General features: G+C 72.6%; 14 protein-coding genes and 3 pseudogenes. 7 read left to right on the forward strand and 10 right to left on the reverse strand.

Annotated features, from left to right (window positions below; all coding sequences use genetic code 11):
* Positions 1–4: 4 nt before the first annotated feature.
* Complete coding sequence (gene deoC, locus Sfulv_RS18200) at positions 5–952, reverse strand: deoxyribose-phosphate aldolase (protein ID WP_173315392.1); 948 nt, start codon at positions 950–952, stop codon at positions 5–7.
* 124 nt (positions 953–1,076) lie between these two features.
* Between deoC and Sfulv_RS18205 the strand changes: the two genes are divergently transcribed.
* Positions 1,077–1,718 carry a PH domain-containing protein gene (locus tag Sfulv_RS18205; protein WP_173315394.1) on the forward strand — a complete coding sequence of 214 codons (642 nt, stop codon included), beginning with the start codon at positions 1,077–1,079 and terminating at the stop codon, positions 1,716–1,718.
* A gap of 88 nt (positions 1,719–1,806) precedes the next feature.
* Here the strand turns inward: Sfulv_RS18205 and Sfulv_RS18210 are convergent, their stop codons facing one another.
* From Sfulv_RS18210 to Sfulv_RS18220, 3 genes are all read right to left on the reverse strand, one after another.
* The gene (locus tag Sfulv_RS18210) at positions 1,807–3,447 is read right to left on the reverse strand and encodes a phospho-sugar mutase (protein ID WP_173315396.1); all 1,641 of its coding nucleotides are present in this window, start codon (positions 3,445–3,447) and stop codon (positions 1,807–1,809) included.
* A gap of 114 nt (positions 3,448–3,561) precedes the next feature.
* Positions 3,562–4,386 (reverse strand): purine-nucleoside phosphorylase, encoded by an 825-nt coding sequence (locus tag Sfulv_RS18215; protein ID WP_173315398.1) that lies wholly within the window; start codon positions 4,384–4,386, stop codon positions 3,562–3,564.
* 104 nt (positions 4,387–4,490) lie between these two features.
* Entirely contained in the window at positions 4,491–4,928 is a 438-nt protein-coding gene (locus tag Sfulv_RS18220) for a gamma-glutamylcyclotransferase family protein (protein WP_173315400.1), read from the reverse strand.
* A 251-nt stretch (positions 4,929–5,179) separates the two neighbouring features.
* Here Sfulv_RS18220 and Sfulv_RS18225 point away from each other — a divergent pair, with 251 nt between their 5' ends.
* Positions 5,180–6,619, forward strand: a complete 1,440-nt coding sequence (locus Sfulv_RS18225) for an NAD(P)H-quinone dehydrogenase (protein ID WP_173315402.1) — start codon at positions 5,180–5,182, stop codon at positions 6,617–6,619.
* A gap of 117 nt (positions 6,620–6,736) precedes the next feature.
* A complete protein-coding gene (locus Sfulv_RS18230) occupies positions 6,737–7,705 on the forward strand; it encodes a DeoR/GlpR family DNA-binding transcription regulator (RefSeq protein ID WP_173315404.1) in 969 nt (322 codons plus the stop codon).
* A 33-nt stretch (positions 7,706–7,738) separates the two neighbouring features.
* On the opposite strand, the gene Sfulv_RS18235 is transcribed toward Sfulv_RS18230, so the two are convergent.
* Together Sfulv_RS18235 and Sfulv_RS18240 are read right to left on the reverse strand one after the other, a co-directional pair.
* A complete protein-coding gene (locus Sfulv_RS18235) occupies positions 7,739–8,350 on the reverse strand; it encodes a TetR/AcrR family transcriptional regulator (protein WP_173315406.1) in 612 nt (203 codons plus the stop codon).
* A gap of 189 nt (positions 8,351–8,539) precedes the next feature.
* Positions 8,540–10,296, reverse strand: a pseudogene (locus Sfulv_RS18240) (acetyl/propionyl/methylcrotonyl-CoA carboxylase subunit alpha).
* A gap of 366 nt (positions 10,297–10,662) precedes the next feature.
* On the opposite strand from Sfulv_RS18240, the pseudogene Sfulv_RS18245 reads away from it, so the two are divergent.
* Positions 10,663–11,073, forward strand: a pseudogene (locus Sfulv_RS18245) (hypothetical protein); the annotation flags it as partial.
* A 41-nt stretch (positions 11,074–11,114) separates the two neighbouring features.
* Here the strand turns inward: Sfulv_RS18245 and Sfulv_RS18250 are convergent.
* The 4 genes and pseudogenes from Sfulv_RS18250 to Sfulv_RS18260 form a co-directional block, all read right to left on the reverse strand.
* The gene (locus tag Sfulv_RS18250; RefSeq protein WP_173315408.1) at positions 11,115–11,726 is read right to left on the reverse strand and encodes a nucleoside triphosphate pyrophosphatase; all 612 of its coding nucleotides are present in this window, start codon (positions 11,724–11,726) and stop codon (positions 11,115–11,117) included.
* A 10-nt stretch (positions 11,727–11,736) separates the two neighbouring features.
* Entirely contained in the window at positions 11,737–11,865 is a 129-nt protein-coding gene (gene mmpB, locus Sfulv_RS30550) for a morphogenic membrane protein MmpB (protein WP_256668981.1), read from the reverse strand.
* Between the two features lie 92 nt (positions 11,866–11,957).
* Positions 11,958–12,164, reverse strand: a complete 207-nt coding sequence (locus Sfulv_RS18255; protein ID WP_173315410.1) for an acyl-CoA carboxylase subunit epsilon — start codon at positions 12,162–12,164, stop codon at positions 11,958–11,960.
* Between the two features lie 14 nt (positions 12,165–12,178).
* Positions 12,179–13,767 (reverse strand): annotated as a pseudogene (locus Sfulv_RS18260) (acyl-CoA carboxylase subunit beta).
* Between the two features lie 197 nt (positions 13,768–13,964).
* On the opposite strand from Sfulv_RS18260, the gene Sfulv_RS18265 reads away from it, so the two are divergent.
* The 3 genes from Sfulv_RS18265 (at position 13,965) to Sfulv_RS18275 (ending at position 17,129) form a co-directional block, all read left to right on the forward strand.
* Positions 13,965–14,819: a biotin--[acetyl-CoA-carboxylase] ligase gene (locus tag Sfulv_RS18265; protein WP_173315412.1), complete on the forward strand. Its 855-nt coding sequence runs from the start codon at positions 13,965–13,967 to the stop codon at positions 14,817–14,819.
* Between the two features lie 196 nt (positions 14,820–15,015).
* Positions 15,016–16,218: an adenylate/guanylate cyclase domain-containing protein gene (locus Sfulv_RS18270; RefSeq protein WP_173315414.1), complete on the forward strand. Its 1,203-nt coding sequence runs from the start codon at positions 15,016–15,018 to the stop codon at positions 16,216–16,218.
* Positions 16,219–16,316: 98 nt separating this feature from the next.
* Positions 16,317–17,129: an enoyl-CoA hydratase/isomerase family protein gene (locus Sfulv_RS18275; RefSeq protein WP_173315415.1), complete on the forward strand. Its 813-nt coding sequence runs from the start codon at positions 16,317–16,319 to the stop codon at positions 17,127–17,129.
* Positions 17,130–17,229: the final 100 nt, after the last annotated feature.

The following is a 17,229-nucleotide window of genomic DNA, read 5'->3' on the forward strand; positions in this document are numbered from 1 at the left end:
GGGATCAGTCCACCGTCACGTAATCGGGGCCGGAGTAACGGCCGGTGCTGAGCTTCTGGCGCTGCATCAGCAGGTCGTTCAGCAGGCTGGACGCGCCGAAGCGGAACCAGTGGTTGTCCAGCCAGTCCTCGCCCGCGGTCTCGTTGACCAGCACGAGGAACTTGATCGCGTCCTTGCTGGTGCGGATGCCGCCGGCCGGCTTCACACCGACCTGCACCCCGGTCTGCTCCCGGAAGTCGCGCACGGCCTCCAGCATCAGCAGGGTGTTCGCGGGCGTCGCGTTGACCGCGACCTTCCCGGTCGACGTCTTGATGAAGTCCGCGCCCGCGAGCATCCCGAGCCAGGAGGCGCGGCGGATGTTGTCGTACGTGGACAGCTCGCCGGTCTCGAAGATCACCTTGAGGCGGGCGGAGCCGCACTCCGCCTTCACGGCGACGATCTCCTCGTACACCTTGAGGTAGTGCCCGGAGAGGAAGGCGCCGCGGTCGATCACCATGTCGATCTCGTCGGCTCCGGCCGCCACGGCGTCGCGGACGTCCGCGAGCTTGACGGCGAGCGCGGCGCGGCCGGCCGGGAAGGCCGTCGCCACGGACGCCACCTTCACTCCGGAGCCGGCCAGCGCGGCGGCCGCGGTGGCCGCCATGTCCGGGTAGACGCAGACCGCCGCGGTGCGCGGGCTCGTGCGGTCGGTGGGGTCGGGGTTGACGGCCTTGGCGGCGAGAGCCCGGACCTTGCCCGGGGTGTCCGCGCCTTCCAGCGTCGTCAGGTCGATCATCGAGATGGCGAGATCGATGGCGTACGCCTTGGCAGTCGTCTTGATCGATCGGGTGCCGAGGGAGGCGGCGCGCGCTTCGAGGCCGACAGGGTCGACGCCGGGCAGCCCGTGCAGGAAGCGGCGCAGCGCACTGTCGGACGCCGTCGCGTCGGCGAATGCAGGTGCAGTGGTGGGCATGGTCACCACCTGAGCATATCTACGCGCGTAGCGACCTGTACAGGCCCCCCGCTTCTCACCGGGCCACCCGTGCCCGGCACCGCCGCCCGGCCGTCCCGGGCGGCGGTCAGGCAGAATCGGGCCCATGACGAGCCCCACGCCTGCCCCCGAGCCGGTCCACGCCGACCGGACCTTCCGTTCGGCCGCCGGTCTGGTCTGCGGGGTGCTGCTCATCGCGCTGACCGCCTGGATCGGGGGCGACGCCCTGTTCCGGGGCGACGGCCGGACCCCGTGGAAGGCGCTCGCCGGGATGCTCGCCGCGATCCCGCTGATCGCGGCGTTCACCGTGCGGCCCGCGGTGTACGCGAACGCGGAGCGCATCCGCATCCGCAACCCGTTCCGGACCATCGTGCTGCCCTGGTCCGAGGTGGCCGACGTGCGCGCCGGGTACTCGACCGAGCTGACCACCCACGCCGGCGTCACCTACCAGCTGTGGGCCGTGCCCGTCTCGCTGCGCGAGCGCAAGCGGGCGGCGAGGAAGGCGTCGCGGCAGTCCCAGGACGACCCGTACGGCAGGTCGTCCGTCCACGCCGACGTCCGCGACACCGCCGCACGCGTCGCCGCCGCCGACCGGGCCGCCGTCGACCTGCGCGAACTGGCCGAGGGAGCCGCGCACCGCGGCGACCGGCCCGCCACCGAGACGGCCTCCGTCCGCTGGGCCTACGAGGTCATCGCCCCGGCGGCCGTGGGCACCGTGCTGCTCGTGGTGCTGCTCGCGACCGGCTGAGCACCACCCGGCACGACCGGAGCGCCCCCCAGGGACACGGCGAGGGGGCACGGGCCGCCGACGCGCGCCCGTGCCCCCTGGTCCCGGCTCAGATTCCCGCGGCCGCCGACAGGTCGCGCTTGATCCCGGCGAGCAGTTCCGCGCCCCTGGCGCGCGCCGCCGGCAGCTCGTCCGCCGAGGCGACGGGCACCACGACCTCCAGATAGCACTTGAGCTTGGGCTCGGTGCCGCTCGGGCGGACGATCACCCGCGCGCCCTCCAGCCGGTAGCGCAGCCCGTCCGTGGGCGGCAGCGCACCGGTGCCCAGCGACAGGTCCTCGGCCGAGGTCACGGCGAGTCCCGCGAGCGCGGTCGGCGGCTGCTCCCGCAGGCGCAGCATGGCGTTCGCGATGACCGTCAGGTCCTCCACCCGGACCGACAGCTGGTCCGTGGCGTGCAGCCCGTGGGTGACGGCGAGGTCGTCCAGCAGGTCGAGGAGGGTGCGGCCCTTCTCCTTGAGCACCGAGGCCAGCTCGGCGACGAGCAGGGCGGCGGTGATGCCGTCCTTGTCCCGCACCCCCTCCGGGTCGACGCAGTAGCCGAGCGCCTCCTCGTAGCCGTAGCGCAGTCCCTCGGCACGGGCGATCCACTTGAAGCCGGTCAGGGTCTCCTCGTACCCCAGACCCGCCTTCCCGGCGATGCGGCCGAGCAGCGAGGACGACACGATCGACTCGGCGAAGGTGCCGGTGACGCCGCGGTCGACCAGGTGGGCGGCGAGCAGCGCGCCGACCTCGTCGCCGCGCAGCATCCGCCAGCCGCCCTCCACGGCGGCGTCGGGCACCGCAACGGCGCAGCGGTCGGCGTCCGGGTCGTTGGCGATGACGAGATCGGGGGCGGCCCGGCGCGCGGTGGCGAAGGCGAGATCCATGGCGCCGGGCTCTTCCGGGTTGGGGAAGGCGACGGTGGGGAACGCCGGGTCCGGCTCGGCCTGTTCGGCGACGAGTACGGGCTCGGGGAACCCGGCCCGCGCGAAGGCGGCGGTCAGCACGGACGTACCGACGCCGTGCATCGCCGTGTAGACGGTGCGGGCGGTACGCGGGGAGCCCTCGGAGAGCACGGCGTCCGTACGGGTCAGATAGGCGTCCAGGACCTCCTCGCCAAGGATCTCCCAGCCGCTTTCGGGGCGTGCCACCGTGCCGAGCGGGCCGACCGCCGCGATGGCGGCGGCGATCGCGCCGTCCGTGGGGGGCACGATCTGCGAGCCGTCGCCGAGGTAGACCTTGTAGCCGTTGTCGCGCGGCGGGTTGTGGCTGGCGGTCACCTCGACGCCCGCGACGGCGCCCAGATGCCGTATGGCGTACGCCAGGACCGGGGTGGGAAGCGGGCGCGGCAGGACGGCGGCGCGCAGTCCGGCGCCCGTCATCACGGCGGCGGTGTCACGCGCGAAGTCGGCGGACCTGTACCGGGCGTCGTACCCGATGACGACGAGCCCGCCACCCTGGCCGGTGGCGGTGAGATACGCGGCGAGGCCGGCGGCGGCCCGGATGACGACGGACCTGTTCATCCGCATGGGCCCGGCCCCCAGCTCCCCGCGCAGCCCGGCCGTGCCGAACTGAAGGGTGCCGGCGAAGCGCGAGGTGAGCTCGGTGATGTCGCCGGAGTCGATGAGCCCGCGGAGCTCGTCACGGGTCTCGGGGTCGGGGTCCTCCGCGAGCCACGTCCTGGCCTGCGCAACGAGGTCCTGCTCCACGGTGTCCGCCTTTCGGGGGTGGGGTGGGTCACGGGGCTCGGCCCGCGGGGGCCGGGGCTCCGCACGTGTCAGGGGAGGGCGGGGGAAACCGCCCGCCCCGGGCGCGCCGCCCGCTCAGATGCGGTCGAGCACGCGCGCCAGCAGAGATCCCATCCGCACCGCCGAGTCGCGGCCGGCCTGCAGGACCTCCTCGTGGTTGAGCGGCTCGCCGGACAGACCGGCGGCCAGGTTGGTCACGAGTGAGATCCCGAGGACCTCCGCGCCCGCCTCGCGCGCGGCGATGGCCTCCAGCACGGTGGACATGCCGACCAGGTCGCCGCCCATGACCCGGACCATGTTGATCTCGGCCGGGGTCTCGTAGTGCGGGCCGGGGAACTGCACGTACACGCCCTCTTCGAGCGTCTCGTCGATCTCCCTGCACAGGGCGCGCAGCCGCGGCGAGTACAGGTCGGTGAGGTCGACGAAGTTGGCGCCGATGATCGGGGACGCCGCCGTGAGGTTGATGTGATCGCTGATCAGCACCGGCTGGCCGGGGCGCATGCCCTCGCGCAGACCGCCGCAGCCGTTCGTCAGCACGATCGTCCGGCAGCCCGCGGCGACCGCGGTGCGGACTCCGTGCGAGACGGCGGCGACCCCGCGGCCCTCGTAGAAGTGCGTACGGCCCAGGAAGACCAGGACGCGCTTGGCGCCGATCAGGTACGAGCGGACGGTGCCGCCGTGGCCCTCGACCGCCGGGACGGGGAACCCGGGCAGCTCGGTCACGGGGAACTCGGCCTCCGGCGCGCCGAGCGCGTCGCCGGCGGGGGCCCACCCGGAGCCCATCACGAGGGCGACGTCGTGGGTCTCGGCGCCGGTCAGCTCGCGGAGGCGGGCGGCGGCGTCGGCGGCGGCGGCGTGCGGGTCGCCCTGGATGTGGTCCGGAATAACAGATGCGTTCACGCGGACGAGGGTAACCGGTCAATCCCTACGCGCGTAGATGCCCCCGCGGAGAGGCTGGCCGAAGCCGTTCGTATGTTCGTACAGGGGCGGGGCGGGGGCGGCGCTCAGCAGGGGCGCTTGCGGAGCTCCATCACATAGTCGTGCGGGGCCCCGGCCGACTCGGCGGCGTCCGCCACCTCGCCCAGATAGCGGGCCGATGGCAGCCCGCCCTCGTAGCCGTTCAGCACGTACATCCAGGTCGGCTCCTCGCCGTCCAGGGTGTGCACCCGCACCCGCATGCGCCGGTAGATGTCCAGGCCGACGCCCTCCCACCGGTCCATGGAGTCCTCGTCCATCGGCGCGATGTCGTACAGCGCCACGAAGACCTGGGAGCGGGGGGCCTCGACCACGGTGGCCAGCGCGCCCTCCCAGCCCATCTGCTCGCCGCCGAACGTCAGCCGCCAGCCGTTCAGCCAGCCGGTGCCGCGCAGCGGCGAATGCGGAGCGCGGCGCGTCATCAGCCGCGCGTCGAGGTTGCCGGCGTACGCGGCGTAGAGCGACATGTGGTCGAGGGTACGGGAGGTGGCACCGGGAGTGCCGGTTCCTGCGCGCAATGAGCTGCCCGAACACCCCGATTCGTACGCCCGTGCCCCGCCCCGGCGGGCCCCGCCCCCGTATGGAGGGCCCCGGGGCGAAGCGCCTTGGCGCGTGCGGGACAATGGAGTACGTACTGCATTCCCCCCGGGGCGATCCCCCGGACCCCGGCCGCGGCGGCATACGGCCGCGGGATGACACCACGCGAGGCGGACTTTTCGTGACCCGGATCGTGATCATCGGCGGCGGCCCCGGCGGCTACGAGGCGGCACTGGTGGGCGCCCAGCTCGGCGCGGAGGTGACCGTCGTCGACCGTGACGGCCTCGGCGGCGCGTCGGTCCTCACCGACTGCGTGCCCTCCAAGACCCTGATCGCGACGGCCGAGGTGATGACCACCTTCGACTCCTCGTACGAGGAGCTGGGCATCATCGTCGCGGACGACACGCCCCACAAGGAACAGGCGGCCCGGGTCGTCGGCGTCGACCTCGGCAAGGTCAACCGGCGGGTCAAGCGCCTGGCGCTGGCCCAGTCCCACGACATCACCGCATCCGTCACCCGTGCGGGTGCCCGCGTGATGCGCGGCCGGGGCAGGCTGGAGGGCCTCCAGGCCGCCGACGGCTCCCGTCAGGTCGTCGTCACCGCCGCCGACGGCACGGAGGAGTCGCTGACCGCCGACGCCGTGCTCGTGGCGACCGGCGCGCACCCCCGCGAGATCCCGGACGCGCTCCCGGACGGCGAGCGCATCCTGAACTGGACCCAGGTCTACGACCTCGACGAGCTCCCCGAGGAGCTCATCGTCGTCGGCTCGGGTGTCACCGGCGCCGAGTTCGCCGGCGCCTACCAGGCGCTCGGCTCGCGCGTCACGCTCATCTCCTCCCGCGACCGCGTGCTGCCCGGCGAGGACCCGGACGCCGCCGCGGTCCTGGAGGACGTGTTCCGCCGTCGTGGCATGAACGTGATGGCCCGCTCCCGCGCCCAGTCGGCCAAGCGCGTGGACGACCGGGTCGAGGTCACCCTCGCCGACGGCCGCGTCATCTCCGGCTCGCACTGCCTGATGGCGGTCGGCGCCATCCCCAACACGGCCGGCATGGGCCTGGAGGAGGCCGGGGTCCGGCTCAAGGACTCGGGCCACGTGCTGACCGACCGGGTCTCCCGCACCAGCGCCCCCGGCGTGTACGCGGCCGGGGACGTCACCGGTGTCTTCGCCCTGGCCTCGGTCGCCGCGATGCAGGGCCGCATCGCGATGTACCACTTCCTCGGCGACGCGGTCACCCCGCTGAACCTGAAGACGGTCTCGTCGAACGTGTTCACCGACCCCGAGATCGCGACCGTCGGCTACACCCAGTCCGACGTCGACGCGGGCCGGATCGACGCCCGGGCCGTCAAGCTGCCGCTGCTGCGCAACCCGCGCGCCAAGATGCAGGGCATCAGGGACGGCTTCGTCAAGATCTTCTGCCGTCCCGGCACCGGCATCGTGGTCGGCGGCTGCGTCGTCGCGCCGCGCGCCAGTGAGCTGATCCACCCGATCTCGCTCGCGGTCGACAACAACCTGACGGTGGAGCAGATCGCGAACGCCTTCACGGTGTACCCGTCGCTCTCCGGATCGATCGCCGAGGTGGCCCGGCAGCTGCACACCCGCAAGCTCACGGGCGACTCGTAGCGGTACCCGCGCAACCCTGGGGCCGCCTATACCACTTGGCGGCCCCATTCGTGTGCAACTTCTCTTATTCTGCGCAAACTGCTGAAACGGGCGGATCGTCAGGTTACTGTCAGTTCCGTGTTCGCTGCAGAACGTCGTCAGTTGATCCTCGAAATGGTGCGCGCCAACGGGGCGGTTTCGCTCCGTGAGCTCGCCCGCGTCGTCCAGACCTCCGAAGTGACCGTACGGCGGGACGTGCGGGCCCTGGAGGCAGAAGGACTCCTCGACCGCCGGCACGGCGGTGCGGTCTTGCCGGGCGGTTTCACGCGGGAGTCCGGCTTTCCGCAAAAATCCCATCTCGCCACCGCGGAGAAGACGGCCATCGCCGATCTGGCCGCCGGTCTGGTCGGTGAGGGCGAGGCCATCGTGGTCGGCGCCGGAACGACCACGCAGGAGCTGGCCCGCCGGCTCGCGCGGGTGCCCGGTCTGACCGTCGTCACCAACTCGCTCCTGGTCGCCCAGGCGTTGGCCCATGCCAACCGTGTCGAGGTCGTCATGACCGGCGGCACGCTGCGCGGGAGCAACTACGCGCTCGTGGGCAGCGGGGCCGAGCAGTCCCTCCAGGGGCTACGGGTCTCGCGGGCGTTCCTCTCCGGGAGCGGCCTCACCGCCGAACGCGGGCTGTCCACCTCCAACATGCTGTCGGCCAGCGTGGACCGGGCCCTGGTGCAGGCGGCCGCCGAAGTGGTGGTCCTCGCGGACCACACCAAGCTCGGCTCCGACACCATGTTCCAGACCGTGCCCACCGACCTGATCACCCGGCTGGTCACGGACGAGCCACCGGTCCACGACGAGCGGGCCGCGGCCGAGCTCCAGGCCCTCGCTGACCAGGGCGTGGAGATCACGATCGCCGGGCCGGACGCGTCCGGGCTCGGCGACGGGGTCCCGCCCGGCCGCCAGGCCCGGAGGGACGTGCCGCTGCCAGGACAGCGCCGTACGCAGACGGGCGGTTCCGGCGGGCTCGGACCCCAGTTGCGCAGCGCGGCGGCACTGGCCGACCAGGGCTCGGGCGACCGGGCCCGGGTGGCGGATCTGCGACGCAGGTAGGGGGCCGGGCCGCCGGAGCGGCCCCGGACGCCCTCAGCCCTGTTCCGCGGCGGGGCCCTTGAGGCCCTGGAGCGTCAGCGCCAGCAGGCGGTCCGCCAGTGCCGGGTCGTCCGGTGCCTGTTCGGCGGCGAGCGCGATCGCGTTCGTCAGCTGCATCAGGTCGTCGATCGACACCTCAGCGCGCACCGCGCCGCTCTCCTGCGCCCGCGCGAGCAGCCGAGCCCCCGCCTCGCGCAGCGGGGTGTTGCACCGCGCCAGGGCCGAAGTCTCGTCCCGTGTCGCCGACATGAGCGCCTGGGCCACCCCCCGGTACTCCCCGGTGTGCGTGACGACCGCGCCCAGCCACTCCACGAGCGCGTGGCACGGGTGGTCCCCCTCGGCCAGCTCGCGGGAGCGGGCGAGCAGGGCGGCCAGCGCCTCCTGGAAGACCGCATACATCAGGGCCTGGCGGTTGGGGAAGTGCCGGTAGAGCGTGCCGATGCCCACCCCCGCCTGGCGCGCGACGTCCTCCAGGGAGGCATCGGTGCCGTGCTCGGCGAAGGAGGCGCGGGCCTCGTTCAGCAGCCGGTCGTAGTTGCGGCGCGCGTCGGCGCGCATGGAGCGTGCCGGGGCCCCGGCCGGCGTCCGTACCGTGCTCGTCGCCATCGCGCACTCCTCCCGCTCTCAGGTGTACGCCCCTGTGGGCGTACGCCCCGGGGTCCAGGATGCCATCGAGCAACCGGAGGTGCCCTCCAGATCGCCTCCGCCTCCCCGTCGAAGACCCCGCCCGCCCCCGTGGACGCCGAGGGCCCCGCGGGAGTCAGTGACTCCCGCGGGGCCCTCGGTCCGGCCGGTTCAGTCCTTGATCTCGCAGATCACGGCGCCGGAGGTGACCGAGCTGCCGACCTCGGCGGCCAGGCCCTTGACGGTGCCGGAGCGGTGCGCGTTGAGGGGCTGCTCCATCTTCATGGCCTCCAGGACCACGACGAGGTCGCCCTCCTTGACCTCCTGGCCCTCCTCGACCGCGATCTTGACGATCGTGCCCTGCATCGGGGAGGCGAGGGTGTCACCGGAGGCCGCGGAGCCGGCCTTCTTCGCCGCACGGCGCTTGGGCTTCGCACCGGCCGCGAGACCGGTACGGGCCAGGCTCATCCCGAGCGAGACGGGCAGCGAGACCTCAAGGCGCTTGCCGCCGACCTCGACGACGATCGTCTCGCGGCTGCCGTCCTCCTCCTCGTCGGCGTCCGTGCCGACCGGGGCGAAGGGCTTGATCTCGTTGACGAACTCCGTCTCGATCCACCGGGTGTGGATACGGAACGGGTCGGCGGTGAAGGCGGGGTCGACCACGACGGCCTGGTGGAAGGGGATGGCGGTGGCCATGCCCTCGACCTTGAACTCCCCCAGCGCACGCGCGGCACGCTGGAGCGCCTGCTCACGCGTCGCGCCCGTCACGATCAGCTTGGCCAGGAGCGAGTCCCAGGCCGGGCCGATGACGCTGCCGGACTCCACGCCCGCGTCCAGGCGGACACCCGGGCCCGAGGGCGCGTCGAAGGTGGTGACGGTTCCCGGGCGGGCAGGAAGCCGCGGCCCGGGTCCTCGCCGTTGATCCGGAACTCGAAGGAGTGCCCGCGCACGGCGGGGTCGCCGTAACCGAGCTCCTCGCCGTCGGCGATGCGGAACATCTCGCGTACGAGGTCGATGCCGGTGACCTCCTCGGTGACCGGATGCTCCACCTGGAGGCGGGTGTTGACCTCGAGGAAGGAGATCGTGCCGTCCGTGCCGACGAGGAACTCCACGGTGCCGGCGCCGACGTAACCGGCCTCCTTGAGGATCGCCTTGGACGCCGCGTAGAGCTCGGCGTTCTGCGCCTCGCTCAGGAACGGCGCGGGGGCCTCCTCCACCAGCTTCTGGTGGCGGCGCTGGAGTGAGCAGTCACGGGTGGAGACGACGACCACGTTGCCGTGGGTGTCGGCCAGGCACTGGGTCTCGACGTGGCGCGGCCTGTCGAGGTAGCGCTCGACGAAGCACTCGCCGCGGCCGAAGGCGGCGACGGCCTCGCGGACCGCGGAGTCGTACAGCTCCGGGACCTCTTCCAGGGTGCGGGCGACCTTGAGGCCGCGACCGCCGCCACCGAAGGCGGCCTTGATCGCGATCGGCAGGCCGTGCTCGCGGGCGAAGTCGACGACCTCGTCCGCACCGGAGACCGGGTCCGCCGTGCCGGCAACCAGCGGCGCACCGGCGCGCTGGGCGATGTGGCGGGCCGCGACCTTGTCCCCGAGGTCGCGGATGGCCTGGGGCGGCGGGCCGATCCAGGTCAGACCGGCGTCGGTCACGGCCTGCGCGAACTCGGCGTTCTCCGAGAGGAAGCCGTAACCCGGGTGGATCGCGTCCGCCCCGGAGTCCTTGGCGGCCTGGAGCACCTTGGCCATGTCCAGGTAGCTGGCGGCCGGGGTGTCACCGCCCAGAGCGAACGCCTCGTCGGCCGCGCGGACGTGCAGACCGTCCCGGTCCGGATCGGCGTAGACGGCTACGCTCGCGATTCCGGCGTCCCGGCAAGCCCGAGCAACGCGGACAGCGATTTCGCCACGGTTGGCGATGAGCACCTTGCGCACGATGACTCCCTCCTTGAAACAAGCTGAGTTTAGGGACTACCGACACGGCCGTACGACCCGTCCCCACTGGTGAGCTTGCCCACACGGAGTGTGATTCGAGGGTTGCTGGAGTCGTGAAATCCCTTGTCGCACCACGTTACGCCGGGTTCCTTAAGCGCACAGTAGCCACGAGGTGTGGTCCAGGTCTCTGTCCGTAGGGTCAACGACGTCCGGCGATTCTTTGTTGGATTCCTACGAACGTCAGAGCGTTTCTTTGCCCGCCCGCGAGGAGCGGCAGACCTCTTGTACGAACCGTTACCGGTTAGTAGTGTCCGCGCTGTCGCAGCTGCGAGCGGGCAGGACGGTAACAGGGGGGTGGGCGCGGTGATACGCAGACCGGTGGCCGTGGTGACCGGGCTCGTGCTGTTCGGGGAAGCGGTGGGCGTCGTGCTCGTCAACGCCGTGCTCGCGACGGTCGTCGACAACCAGAAGATGTCCCTCGCCGGGATGGACCCCGGGGCCATGTCCACGGGCACCTGGGTGCTGGGGTGGGGGTCCGGCCTGCTGCTGGTGCTCTGCGGCCTGGTCGCGCTGGTGGCCGGGGTCCGCGACCGGGCTCCGGGCCGCGCGGGGCGCAACGCCCTGACCGGCTGCGCCGTGGTGCACGGGGTGCTGGGCGCCGTCGTGGTGGGCCTGGTGGGCTGGTCCGCGTTCGCCTTCATGATGGCGGTGCTCGCGCTGCTCGTCCTGACCCTGCTGGGATACGGCCCCGGCGAGTCGGCACGGGGCGGGGCGGGGCGGTGGCGGGGAAATGGCGCCCGCCGGACCCGGCCCGGCCCTCAGACCCACAGATCGGTGACGGAGAGGCCCAGTTCACCGAGCAGCCGGCGCAGCAGCGGAAGCGACAGCCCGATGACGTTGCCGTGGTCGCCCTCGATGGAGTCGACGAACGGCGCCGAGCGGCCGTCCAGCGTGAACGCGCCCGCGACGTACAGGGGTTCGCCCGAGGCGACGTAGGCGGCGATCTCGGCGTCCGTCGGTTCACCGAAACGGACGACGGTGGAGGCCGTGGCGGACACCGTGCGTCCGCTCGCGGTGTCGGTGAGGCTGTGCCCGGTCCGCAGCACTCCGGCCCGGCCGCGCATGGACTTCCAGCGGGCGGTGGCCTCCTCGGCGTCCGCGGGCTTGCCCAGCGCCTCGCCGTCGAGTTCGAGGACCGAGTCGCAGCCGATCACCAGGGCGCCGGCCACCTCAGGGCGGGCCGCGACGACCGCGGCCTTGGCCTCGGCCAGGACGAGCGCGAGTTCGCCGGGGGTGGGAGCGGACAGCGCCTCCTCGTCGACACCGCTGACGATCACCTCGGGGGCGAAACCGGCCTGCCGCAGGAGACCGAGGCGGGCGGGGGAGGCGGAGGCGAGGACGAGGCGGCGCTGATCAGTCATACCGGCCATCGTAGAAGGCTCAGCGGGTGCCCAGGACGAACATGGCGATCACCATGGCGAGCGCCAGCAGCAGCCCCGCCCGGCGCAGCATCGCCTGCGCGTCGCGGAGCTCCTTGGGCGGCTCGTTCTCCGGATCGGACCACAGCATGCAACCGATCCTGCGTCCGCTCCGGCCGCGGCGCCTGAGTACGGGTACTCAGGCGCCGCACCCGTACGACGGGCTCCCGGGGTGCGACCCGCTCAGACGGGCCAGTACGTCCGCGCCCAGGAGCGCGGACCGGGCCGGAGCGCACCCTGACGGGCGATGCGGCCCGGGTCGGACCACTGCTCGGGCGGCACCGGCGCGCCGGACGGCACCGCGGCCGTCGCCGCGGCGCGCGCCTGGACCACAGCCAGTGCGGCGGCCAGCTCCTCCGGGGTCGGATTGCCCCGTACGACCTTGATCATGGTCCGGGTCCTCTCTAGAGGGGGATGTTGCCGTGCTTCTTCGGGGCAGGGACTCGCGCTTGGTACGGAGCTGGCGCAGGCCCCTGACGATGTGGGCGCGGGTGTCGGACGGCATGACGACCGCGTCGACGTAGCCGCGTTCGGCGGCGACGTACGGGTTGAGGAGGGCGTCCTCGTAGTCGGCGATCAGCCCGGCGCGGGTCGCCTCCGCCTCGTCGGGGTCCGTGACCGCGGCGATCGTGCGCCGGTGCAGGATGTTGACCGCGCCCTGCGCGCCCATGACCGCGATCTGGGCGGTCGGCCAGGCGAGGTTGAGGTCGGCCCCCAGGTGCTTGGAGCCCATGACGTCGTACGCGCCGCCGAACGCCTTGCGGGTGATGACGGTGATCAGCGGGACCGTCGCCTCGGCGTACGCGTAGATCAGCTTGGCGCCCCGGCGGATGATCCCGCCGTACTCCTGGTCCACGCCCGGCAGGAAGCCGGGCACGTCGACGAAGGTCAGGACGGGGACGTTGAACGCGTCGCAGGTCCGCACGAACCGCGCCGCCTTCTCGCTCGCGTTGATGTCCAGACATCCGGCGAACTGCATCGGCTGGTTGGCGACGATGCCGACCGGGAAGCCCTCGACGCGGCCGAAGCCGGTGATGATGTTCGGCGCGAAGAGGGCCTGCGTCTCCAGGAACTCGCCCTCGTCCAGCACGTGTTCGATCGCGGTGTGCATGTCGTACGGCTGGTTCGCGGAGTCCGGGATCAGCGAGTCGAGCTCGCGGTCCTGCGCCGACGTCTCCAGGTCCGCCTCCTCGGGGAAGGCGGGCGCATCGGAGAGGTTGTTGGACGGCAGGTAGGAGAGCAGGGACTTGACGTACTCGATGGCGTCCTTCTCGTCACCCGCCAGGTGGTGCGCCACACCCGAGGTGGTGTTGTGCGTACGGGCGCCGCCCAGCTCCTCGAAGCCGACGTCCTCCCCGGTCACCGTCTTGATGACGTCGGGGCCCGTGATGAACATGTGCGAGGTCCGGTCGACCATGACCGTGAAGTCGGTGATCGCGGGCGAGTAGACCGCGCCGCCCGCGCACGGCCCGACGATCAGCGAGATCTGCGGGATCACACCGGAGGCGTGGACGTTGCGGCGGAAGATCTCCGCGAACAGTCCGAGCGCGACCACACCCTCCTGGATGCGGGCGCCGCCACCGTCGTTGATGCCGATGACCGGGCAGCCGGTCTTCATCGCGAAGTCCATCACCTTCACGATCTTCTCGCCGTAGACCTCGCCGAGCGAGCCGCCGAAGATCGTGAAGTCCTGCGAGTACACGCACACGGGGCGGCCGTCGACCGTGCCGTAGCCGGTGACGACACCGTCCCCGTACGGGCGGTTCTTCTCGATGCCGAAGTTGGTGGAGCGGTGGCGGGCGAACTCGTCGAGCTCGACGAAGGAGCCCTCGTCGAGCAGGAGCCCGATCCGCTCGCGGGCGGTCAGCTTGCCCTTGGCGTGCTGCTTCTCCACGGCGCGTGCGGAGCCCGCGTGCGTGGCTTCGTCAATACGTCGCTGCAGGTCCGCGATCTTGCCCGCGGTGGTGTGGATGTCGCTCTGCGGCTCGGACATCGGGTGGCGGCTCCCTGCCTGGTCACGGGGACGGCTAGAACGTTCGGCGGCGGTGCCCGGCCGGGACGTGCGCGACCGCGTGGGGGACGCGGTGTCGGCAGGCCACGGGCTCGGCGGCCGGGTTGCTACTGACTCGTAGCGTATCGGCGCGGCTACCGTTCGGCAGTGCGTCGTTCCCCACACCTAGGGTGGCTTGCATGACACCTTCCGATGCGCCGCACAACCGCTGGTCGGACCTGGACCGGCCGCCTCTGAACGTCGCCGCGCTGCGCCGTGGGCTGCTTCGGCCGGACTCGTTGTGGAGCTCGGTCGACGTGGTGGAGACGACCGGTTCGACCAACTCCGATCTCGCCGCCCGCGCGGACGGACTGGCCGAGGGCACCGTGCTCGTCGCCGAGGAGCAGACCGCCGGGCGCGGCAGGCTCGACAGGACGTGGACGGCGCCGCCGCGTTCGGGGCTGTTCTTCTCCGTCCACCTGACCCCCGGTGACGTACCCGTGGAGCGCTGGGGATGGCTGCCCCTGCTCGCCGGGGTGGCGACGGCGACGGCCCTCGCGCAGAGCGCGGGCGTCGACACGGCACTGAAATGGCCCAACGACCTCCTGGTCACCGTCGACGGCGCGGAACGCAAGGCCGGCGGCATCCTCGCCGAGCGCGCGGGGCAGGGCGTCGTCATCGGCATCGGGCTCAACGTCTCGCTGCGCGAGGAGGAGCTGCCCGTCCCCACGGCGGGCTCCCTCGTCCTGGCCGGAGCGGTGTCCACCGACCGCGAGACGCTCCTGCGGGCCGTCCTGCGGGGGCTGGAGGAGTGGTACGGAAGGTGGCGCGCGGCGGACGGGGACGCGGCGGCGAGCGGCTTGCAGGCGGCGTACGCGGCGGGCTGCGCGACGCTGGACAGGACCGTACGGGCGGAACTGCCCGGTGACCGCCGCCTCGTCGGGGAGGCCGTCGCCATCGACGGTGACGGGCGCCTCGTGCTGTCCACGGGCGACGGCCTCCAGGAGCCGGTGTCGGCGGGCGACATCGTCCACCTGCGGGCGGAGGACGGCTGACCGGCCCCGGAGCGGCCCCGGTCCCGGTGCCCGGCGTCCCCGCAGCCGGGCGGACCCGGCCGTTCACACCCCCGGCCCAGCGGGACGGGGCCCGGGGGTCCGGGCGACGTGAGGTAGGGCACACCTGCCGTATCGTTGAGGCGATTCAACGACAGATCGGCAGGGCAGTGCGCAGGGAACGGGCAGGAGGCGGCTGGTGACCGTCGACGACACGACGTCCGGCGCGGGCGAGGAGCCTCCGTCGGACTCCTCGGTCCACGCGACACCGCATCACGAAGTCGATCACACGGCGGAGCCGACCGACGACCCGCTGGCGATCAGGCTGGAACAGCTGATCCTGGGGGCCGACCGCCGCTACACGCCGTTCCAGGCCGCCCGTACCGCGGGCGTCTCCATGGACCTGGCGTCCCGGTTCTGGCGTGCCATGGGATTCGCCGACATCGGACAGGCCAGGGCGCTCACCGAGGCCGACGTGCTGGCCCTGCGCCGCCTCGCCGGACTCGTCGAGGCGGGGCTGCTCAGCGAGCCGATGGCGATCCAGGTCGCGCGGTCCACCGGGCAGACCACCGCCCGGCTGGCGGAATGGCAGATCGATTCCTTCCTGGAGGGGCTGACGGAGCCCCCCGAGCCGGGGATGACCCGTACCGAGGTCACGTATCCGCTGGTCGAGCTGCTCCTGCCCGAGCTGGAGGAGTTCCTGGTGTACGTATGGCGGCGCCAGCTCGCCGCCGCGACCGGCCGGGTGGTGCAGGCGGCCGACGACGAGGAGATGGTCGACCGCAGGCTCGCCGTCGGCTTCGCCGACCTGGTCGGCTTCACGCGGCTGACCCGGCGGCTGGAGGAGGAGGCACTCGGTGAGCTCGTCGAGGCGTTCGAGACGACCGCGGCCGACCTGGTCGCCGCGCACGGCGGACGGCTCATCAAGACGCTCGGCGACGAGGTGCTCTTCGCCGCCGACGACGCGGGCACGGCGGCCGAGATAGCGCTTCGGCTGGTCGAGGCGATGGCCTTGAACGAGACCATGCCCGCGCTGCGCGTCGGCATCGCCTTCGGCACGGTCACCACCCGGATGGGCGATGTCTTCGGGACCACGGTCAACCTCGCCAGCCGGCTCACCTCGATAGCTCCGAAGGACGCCGTACTCGTCGACGGGGCGTTCGCCAAGGAGCTCACGCGGACCGGTGACGCACCCGCGTCCGAGGCGCAGGCGGCCGAGGAGGCCGCGGCCGCGGCCGAGCGCGCGCGACTGGCCGAGAAGGAGGGCCGGGAGTCCGTCGAGCCCGCCCTGCCGCGCTACCGCTTCGGTCTCCAGCCGATGTGGCAGCGGCCGGTGCGCGGGCTCGGGGTCGTGGAGCCGTGGCTGCTGGCGCGGCGCACCGCACCCGGCTCCTCTTCCTGACGGACCCCGCTGATCCATGTTCACCGGGACGGCCGCGCCCTAGGATCGCCCGGTAACGCTCGTTAACAGCCGAGCCCGTTCACCGGAGGGGTGCAGCCATGACCGTCACGTCCGAGCAGCGGTTCGGGGAGTTCGTCGCCGTACGGCGGCACGAGGGCCAGGAGCACGTGGCGGAGCTGGTGCTCGACCGGCCCGGGGCGATGAACGCCGTGTCCACGGACATGGCCCGTTCGATCGGGGCCGCCTGCGCGGCGCTCGGCGCGGACGGCGGGGTACGGGTCACCGTGCTCACCTCCTCCCACGAGCGCGCCTTCTGCGTGGGCGCGGACCTCAAGGAGCGCAACTCCCTCACCGACGCCGAGCTGGTACGCCAGCGGCCCACCGCCCGTGCCGCCTACACCGGCGTACTGGAGCTGCCGATGCCCACGATCGCCGCGGTGCACGGCTTCGCGCTCGGCGGGGGATTCGAGCTGGCGCTCGCCTGCGACCTCATCGTGGCCGACCGCACGGCGGTCGTCGGGCTGCCCGAGGTGTCGGTCGGGGTCATTCCGGGCGGCGGGGGTACGCAGTTGCTGCCGCGCCGGGTCGGGGCGGCCCGCGCCGCCGAGCTGGTCTTCACCGCGCGCCGGGTGCGGGCGGCCGAGGCGCGGGAGCTGGGGCTCGTCGACGAGCTGGTCGATGAGGGCCGCGACCGGGAGGAGGCGCTGGCGCTCGGCGGCCGGATCGCCGCCAACTCGCCCGTGGGACTGCGCGCGGCCAAGCGGGCGCTGCGCCTGGGGCACGGGCTCGATCTGCGGGCGGGCCTGGAGGTGGAGGACGCGGCCTGGCGGTCGGTGGCCTTCTCCGGGGACCGGGCGGAGGGTGTGGCCGCGTTCAACGAGAAGCGGAAGCCGGACTGGCCCGGGGAGTGAGCGGCGGGCGGTACGCCGTGACAGGGGGTGACGCCGGGGCGGCTCCTCCGGGGCTCACGGGGGAGCCCGCCGGCCCCGAACTGATCAAATCATCACAGAC

Origin of the sequence: Streptomyces fulvorobeus (genome assembly GCF_013167895.1) — a bacterium.
Classification (GTDB): Bacteria; Actinomycetota; Actinomycetes; order Streptomycetales; family Streptomycetaceae; genus Streptomyces; species Streptomyces fulvorobeus.